At 35.9% G+C, this 6,000-nt stretch carries 7 protein-coding genes; 1 reads left to right on the top strand and 6 read right to left on the bottom strand.

What is annotated here, in order from left to right:
• Positions 1 to 331: 331 nt before the first annotated feature.
• The 6 genes from BB781_RS14135 to BB781_RS14160 all read right to left on the bottom strand — a co-directional run bounded on the left by BB781_RS14135 (position 332) and on the right by BB781_RS14160 (position 5,092).
• Positions 332 to 862, bottom strand: a complete 531-nt coding sequence (locus BB781_RS14135; RefSeq protein ID WP_094229126.1) for a GNAT family N-acetyltransferase — start codon at positions 860 to 862, stop codon at positions 332 to 334.
• A 5-nt stretch (positions 863 to 867) separates the two neighbouring features.
• A complete protein-coding gene (locus BB781_RS14140; protein WP_207205301.1) occupies positions 868 to 1,956 on the bottom strand; it encodes an N-acetylneuraminate synthase family protein in 1,089 nt (362 codons plus the stop codon).
• A complete protein-coding gene (locus BB781_RS14145) occupies positions 1,937 to 2,821 on the bottom strand; it encodes an SDR family oxidoreductase (RefSeq protein ID WP_094229122.1) in 885 nt (294 codons plus the stop codon). Before BB781_RS14145 ends, BB781_RS14140 begins: the two co-directional genes overlap by 20 nt.
• A gap of 15 nt (positions 2,822 to 2,836) precedes the next feature.
• Positions 2,837 to 3,769: a dTDP-glucose 4,6-dehydratase gene (locus BB781_RS14150; RefSeq protein ID WP_094229123.1), complete on the bottom strand. Its 933-nt coding sequence runs from the start codon at positions 3,767 to 3,769 to the stop codon at positions 2,837 to 2,839.
• Between the two features lie 278 nt (positions 3,770 to 4,047).
• On the bottom strand, positions 4,048 to 4,305 hold the full coding sequence (locus BB781_RS14155) for a hypothetical protein (protein ID WP_094229124.1): 258 nt from the start codon (positions 4,303 to 4,305) through the stop codon (positions 4,048 to 4,050).
• A 49-nt stretch (positions 4,306 to 4,354) separates the two neighbouring features.
• Positions 4,355 to 5,092 carry a glycosyltransferase family protein gene (locus BB781_RS14160; RefSeq protein WP_242492680.1) on the bottom strand — a complete coding sequence of 246 codons (738 nt, stop codon included), beginning with the start codon at positions 5,090 to 5,092 and terminating at the stop codon, positions 4,355 to 4,357.
• A 497-nt stretch (positions 5,093 to 5,589) separates the two neighbouring features.
• On the opposite strand from BB781_RS14160, the gene BB781_RS14170 reads away from it, so the two are divergent.
• A partial coding sequence (locus tag BB781_RS14170) for a helix-turn-helix domain-containing protein (RefSeq protein ID WP_129582731.1) occupies positions 5,590 to 6,000 on the top strand: 411 nt, incomplete at its 3' end.

Below are 6,000 nucleotides of genomic sequence, written 5' to 3' on the forward strand. Positions count from 1 at the left end.
TTTGCGTAACAACTATGAACTTGCCATTTCTGCCAAGATCATTCACTAACACCTTGAATTTGACGTTTTTTACTCCAATGAGTCTTTACACTGATATCTTCCTCATACTTCTTTTCAGAACAGAGGACATCGTTTCATCCAGGTTTCGATTATAATATAATTTCTATCAAATTCCTAGACTATTTTTCTGCATACTTACATTGTGTTTTTGATAGCATAAAACACCCAGCATGGATATTCGTTTGAGATTACTGTGTGAAATAAAATACAGAGTCTTTTCCCACTTAGACTAAATTCATTTCCACCATAAAATTAAATGAAAACCACATTTCTATTTATCCAATTCACCATGAAGCATGCTATAAAATAAAGAATCGTGCCATTTTCCTTCAGACCAATGAGTTTCTCTATGCCTACCCTCAAGTTTGAATCCCATTTTCTTGAAAAAGAGAGCTTTTAGGTCGTCAAAGTCATAGATCTCTGCCCATAATCTGTGCAATCCAAGTTCTTCAAACGCGTAACGGGCCATAATATGTCCAGCATCTAATGCAAATTCATCGTCGATATACAATCCATCAGCTCCAATATATATTGAAAAATCTGCATTTTTATTGATCCAGTCAATGTAACAAAGTCCACAAGCTCCGAGTAGCTGTTTGTTCTCTAGTTCAACTATAGCGAACATAATGGTCTTCTGGTCTTTCATAACAATTTCTTCAAACCAGAAATTTTGATGCTCATTGTTTAGTTCACGATATTCTCTAAAATAACGCCGATATTCCGGGCTGTTACGATAATCCAATAACATTCCCAAGTCAGAACGCTCTATTGCACGCAGACCCACATGTTCACCTTTTAGCATAATCATTACCCCTCGAAATCATACTCATAAAGAGCATCTCCCGCTAATTTAGAACACTTAAGGGTTTTACCAACTACCTGATTCATTCTATAAGGTTCGATGGAGCCTTTTGGTGCAGGGCGAAGAGATTCAAAATCATCATTACTAATCTTATCTCCTGCATTCATATCACGTGTTAACCGTAAACAACGACGTTGAACAATTGCGGTATCAACTTCATTTTGCTCAATGCGCTTTACTCCATCACCCAAAGATATCTCAAGTTCACGACTGCGTCCTACCATCTCTTTCCATGTTTCCGGATTCATAGAGAACGAATGATCAGGCCCTGCTCGATGATGATCATCGGTGAAATGTTTTTCAATAACCCTAGCTCCCAAAGTGATAGCTCCAAGAACCGTGGCATGTAATGGCGTATGATCTGAAAGACCAATGACCATATTCGGATATTTAGCAGCAAATGATTTCAATACTTTTAGATTGATGTACTTGAAATTCTCAAGACTTCCTGTGTAATTTGTATTGCACTGTAACAAAACAAGTTGAGAATTATGCTTCAGAACAGAGTCAACAGCCCGTTCTACATCATTTATATCCGATGCTCCGGTTGCCATTATTACCGGTTTATTCTTTTTTGCAATTACTTCTAGGAAATCAGTCCAAGTAATATCACCTGACCCTATTTTATATGCAGGGATATACTTGTCGAACAATTCAACAGCTTCCACATCATATGGTGTAGTAAGAAAATCAATTTTTGCCTCTTTTGCAGTTTTTACCAGTTCTGTTGTCCAGTCCCTGTTGCATTCATATTGTTCATATATCTCAAAAACAGATTTATCCCATGATTCCTGATGACTCATTTTACTGCCAAGATGTTTGAAACCATAATCACTAACTATATTTCCGGCTTTAAAATGTTGAAATTTGACAGCATCCGCACCGGATTCTTTTGCAAGCCATATCAACTCTTTGGCACGCTCAATATCTCCATCATGATTAGATGCAACATCTGCAATGAAATATGTAGGTGAAGATATAGAAATTTCTCTTTTTCCAATATATATTACGTCATCATACCTCAGTTTTAACACCGCCTTCATACTCTTCAAGAATACGTGTGATCACATCATCAAATGCAGGCAACTTATATCCCAATATACCCTCTGCTACTTCAACATCAAGGCCATTGCTCTCTGCTCGCACCACATTCCCACATGCATTTAGAATACTGCCAACATTAACATTAGTTAATTCATATCCCATTCTTTTTGCCAGAGTGAGAATAAACGTCTTCTTACTAGTAACCTCACTACTTGCCAAATTTAATATACCTGTGTGCTTTTTTTCTATAATATCAAATAGTGCAGAAGAAAATTGCGTAACACAAATACTTGATGTAAAATAATCTTCAAAAAGGGTCATATGAGAACCATTTTCTATATTTTGAATGGCCCACTCAACAAATGTCGGCTTCTCTGCTTTATTGCGAAAACCTACAATATTTGTACGTACAACCAACGAATTAGGGCAGGTTAATGCAAACTTTTCGGCTGCATATTTAGTTCTTGCATATTCATTAAGCAACCGAATAGGGTCTTCTTCCCTATGTTTTGAATTGTAATCATCTGTATAGAAGTGATCGGTTGATATTTGGACAAAATATATTTCGTTCTTTGCTGCAATTTCAGATATTACAGAAGCGGGCCGAGCATTAACCAGATATGCATAACCGGGATTAACTTCACATTCCGTCAGGCTCACAATTGCTGCACAATTAATAATAACTTGAGGAGCAGTTGACAATATTATTTTTTTTAAAGCCTGATCATCAGCAATGTCACAAGAAAAATCTGCACCGCTACGAGCAATTCCAATTGCTTCCATACCACGCTTTTCAATTTCACAAATTAATGCCTGACCTAGCAAGCCTGTGGAACCTATGACTAAAACATTCATATTCACTGCCCGGCCTCAATTACCTTTCATCCACGTCCTCAATTTTCCGATGCCTTCCTTAAGACTTGTACTAGGTCCCCAGCCCAACAGGCGTTTAGCTTTTGAGTAATCACATACAAGTTTTGGTATTTCACTTTGTGGATGAATGTGTTCAACGTGTTCTATTCTTTCTGGATCATTGCTTATCATGGATGCAAGGTCATTAATTGTTACATCTTGACCAACTCCAGCATTCAGTATTTCTCCATTTACTGAATCTGAATATCCCGCTTTCACTACAAATTCCGCACAGTCTTCTACATACATCAAATCCCGTGTTTGAGTCCCATTGCCGTAAATGTTCAATGTTTCACCATTAATATCTTTCCCAACAAAAATAGGAACTACACCACCTTCTCCGGTTGCTTTCTGGTAAGGACCGTAGGTATTAAATGGGCGTAATATTACAGTAGGCAAACCGTATGCATGGTAGTATGATTGTACCATATTTTCTCCAGCAAGCTTGGCACCTGCATAAGGAGAGGCGGCTTTTGTAGGATGCATTTCAGATATAGCAGTACCTAAGGATGCAGTATCATAAACCATACATGTACTCATAAACACAAATTTTGTATTGTGCCTGCGAGCCTCTTCCAGTACATTAAATGTTCCGATAACATCGTTATCAAATGTCTTTTTCGGGTTATCTATACTATCCTGTACAATAATACTGGCTGCGAGATGAACACAAATGTCTATGTTATTCCCAAATATTGCTGAAAGAGTAGATAAGTCTTTTATGTCACCAATTGTAAATTCTAAATTAGGATTATCCATAAATTCTGCAAGATTTTCTATCCTGCAATTCGATAAATTATCAAGTACGAATACATGATGACCATCTTCAAGAAATTTTTTGACAACCCATCTTCCTATAAAACCTGAACCGCCTGTGACCAAAATATTCATAGTAATTTCTCCTTAAGAAGTAAAGTTCCTATTTTCTATTTGTATATTATTTCAGCATATTTAAAATTATAATCCTCTGATTTCGGCATTGTAGCATTAAGATATACATATCGAAGATCAATCTGATTGAATGCTGTCATTTCTGACAATAGAACATACATATATTTCAACTCTAATCTTCTCTTAATTTCATACTCTAAAAGTGCTCTTCAAAAAGGGTTTCATCGGTTTTAAGCAGGTTACTTCAAACCTTACAAATAAATTAATATATAGTTTATTTATATGAAACTGCTAATTTGTAGAACAAAATCATAGGCTCCTTGGCAGTAGGAAATATCAAGATTAATATCTTTCTCCTCAACATAATCCCAGATATTATTAGTATAATAATTGTAACTGACAATAAAAACATCATCTAAACTCTTTGCAAAGTCAATGTTTATCTGATATTCAGAATCAGTAGCCTCTTTACACGTGGATGGAAACAAATCTACAAGTTCTCTCGATGAGTCACCACCTAAGAATAGTGTTTTCATAGTCCCTCACTTCACAATTTATTTTAACATCAAACTGTTATCTGTTTTTCTATTTTATTTTCTTTTGCTCTACATACCTGTTAATTTCGATCAGTTCCGGTTGCTTACCAATCAAATCTAAAATATCACCCATAAAAAACAGTTTCTTATGAGGAAAGATTTTTTTGTATATAATATCAATTAACTCAAAATCCTCCGTTGTATCAAGGGTCCACCTTAAGTGACTTAGATCAGTATCATTGGAAACATTAAGTTTTTTGAACACACTGGACGAATCAAATATAATATATGGTGTAACATGCTCCCTTTCGTAATCTAACTCAGCTTCTTTCCATGCCTTTTCCAGAGAGGCAAATGAAAATACTTCCGCATCCAGTCCACGCGGATAGCTGCGTATGATGGTATTGGAACAATAATCACAATCATTATTCAGGAAATGGTCAATAACTCTATCCACTACATGTGAATCTATCAGAGGACAATCAGATGTCACCCTCACGACAACGTCAGCATCTGATACTAAAGCAGCATGATAATATCGATCAAGGACATCATTTTCACTTCCTCTAAAAATAGTTGCATTGGTGTTTGCAAGTACTGTCCTTTCTATAATGTCATTCTCTGATCCAAAAGGAATAGCGATGATTATTTCTTCAATGAGCTTCGAAAGTTCTAAGCGCTCGATATCCCATAGAATCACAGGTTTTCCAAGAATTGTCTTCATTACTTTTCCGGGTAACCTTGTAGAACCCATGCGTGCCTGGATAATAGCAACTACTTTCATCATAACCAACCCTTATTAGTGCCAGTTAACACATCAATGGTCGACAAAAATTGTACGCTGCCTATATTTGTGTAAGAGACTAACTCATGCTGCAAATTGAACATTTCTGATTCTTTCTGTTCAAATACTCTGACAAGAGAGAAGACACCATTGTCTATACAGTACTTTGAAAGTTTTCTACCAATTGAACCAATATCTCCTATAGTCAATATTTTTTTTTGTTTCAACCACTTAGTCATAATCATACCTAAATTAAGTTTATCTTAAATCCGGTAATTCATTTCCAATCTGAATGAAGACGGCGCCGTTCATAAGTTATCTGTATTGTGGAACTACCAAAGTGTCTTTGTATGCTCCATGGTTTATAAATATTCGGTTTAGAGAGATTTTCATTTGAAGCCACCCATCTAGTGAAGTACTTTTTAGAGCCTGCACAGATTATAACCTTTTTATAGCCATTAACTAAACATTTATTATTAATTAAGTACAAATAATGCCTTATGGCTAGACCAGAACAAATTCCTATAGAACGCCATCTTTCATCCGAAGAATTGCTTAAACATATCAAGTCATTAGAGAAAGATACGCGAGTTTTGCAACGTTTGTATTTTATTAAACATCGTTATGAAGGTGCTTCTGTTAATGAAGCAGCTAAACTTGTTGGCATATCAAAACAAGTCTCATATCAATGGCAAGAGCGATGGAATCAAGACGGATATAAAGGACTGATCCCCAGGTTTTCAGGAGGCTGTCCTTCAAAGCTCACCGATTATCAAAAAGAAGAACTAAAGAACATGCTACACAAGCGTGATGATTGGTCTACAAAAGAAGTCCGAGAACTCATTTATAATGAGTTTAAAGTTCAATACACTATTAAGCAAATATTAGTGATCTTGAAGAAGTTTGGCATG

This window comes from Methanolobus psychrotolerans (assembly GCF_002243045.1).
Lineage (GTDB): Archaea > Halobacteriota > Methanosarcinia > Methanosarcinales > Methanosarcinaceae > Methanolobus > Methanolobus psychrotolerans.

Bases quoted from the DNA above. Each gene is read 5' to 3' on its own strand.
- BB781_RS14150 (WP_094229123.1), bottom strand. From the start codon at position 3,769: ATGAATATTTTGGTCACAGGCGGTTCAGGTTTTATAGGAAGATGGGTT.
- BB781_RS14155 (WP_094229124.1), bottom strand. From the start codon at position 4,305: ATGAAAACACTATTCTTAGGTGGTGACTCATCGAGAGAACTTGTAGAT.
- BB781_RS14145 (WP_094229122.1), bottom strand. From the start codon at position 2,821: ATGAATGTTTTAGTCATAGGTTCCACAGGCTTGCTAGGTCAGGCATTA.
- BB781_RS14135 (WP_094229126.1), bottom strand. From the start codon at position 862: ATGCTAAAAGGTGAACATGTGGGTCTGCGTGCAATAGAGCGTTCTGAC.
- BB781_RS14160 (WP_242492680.1), bottom strand. From the start codon at position 5,092: ATGATGAAAGTAGTTGCTATTATCCAGGCACGCATGGGTTCTACAAGG.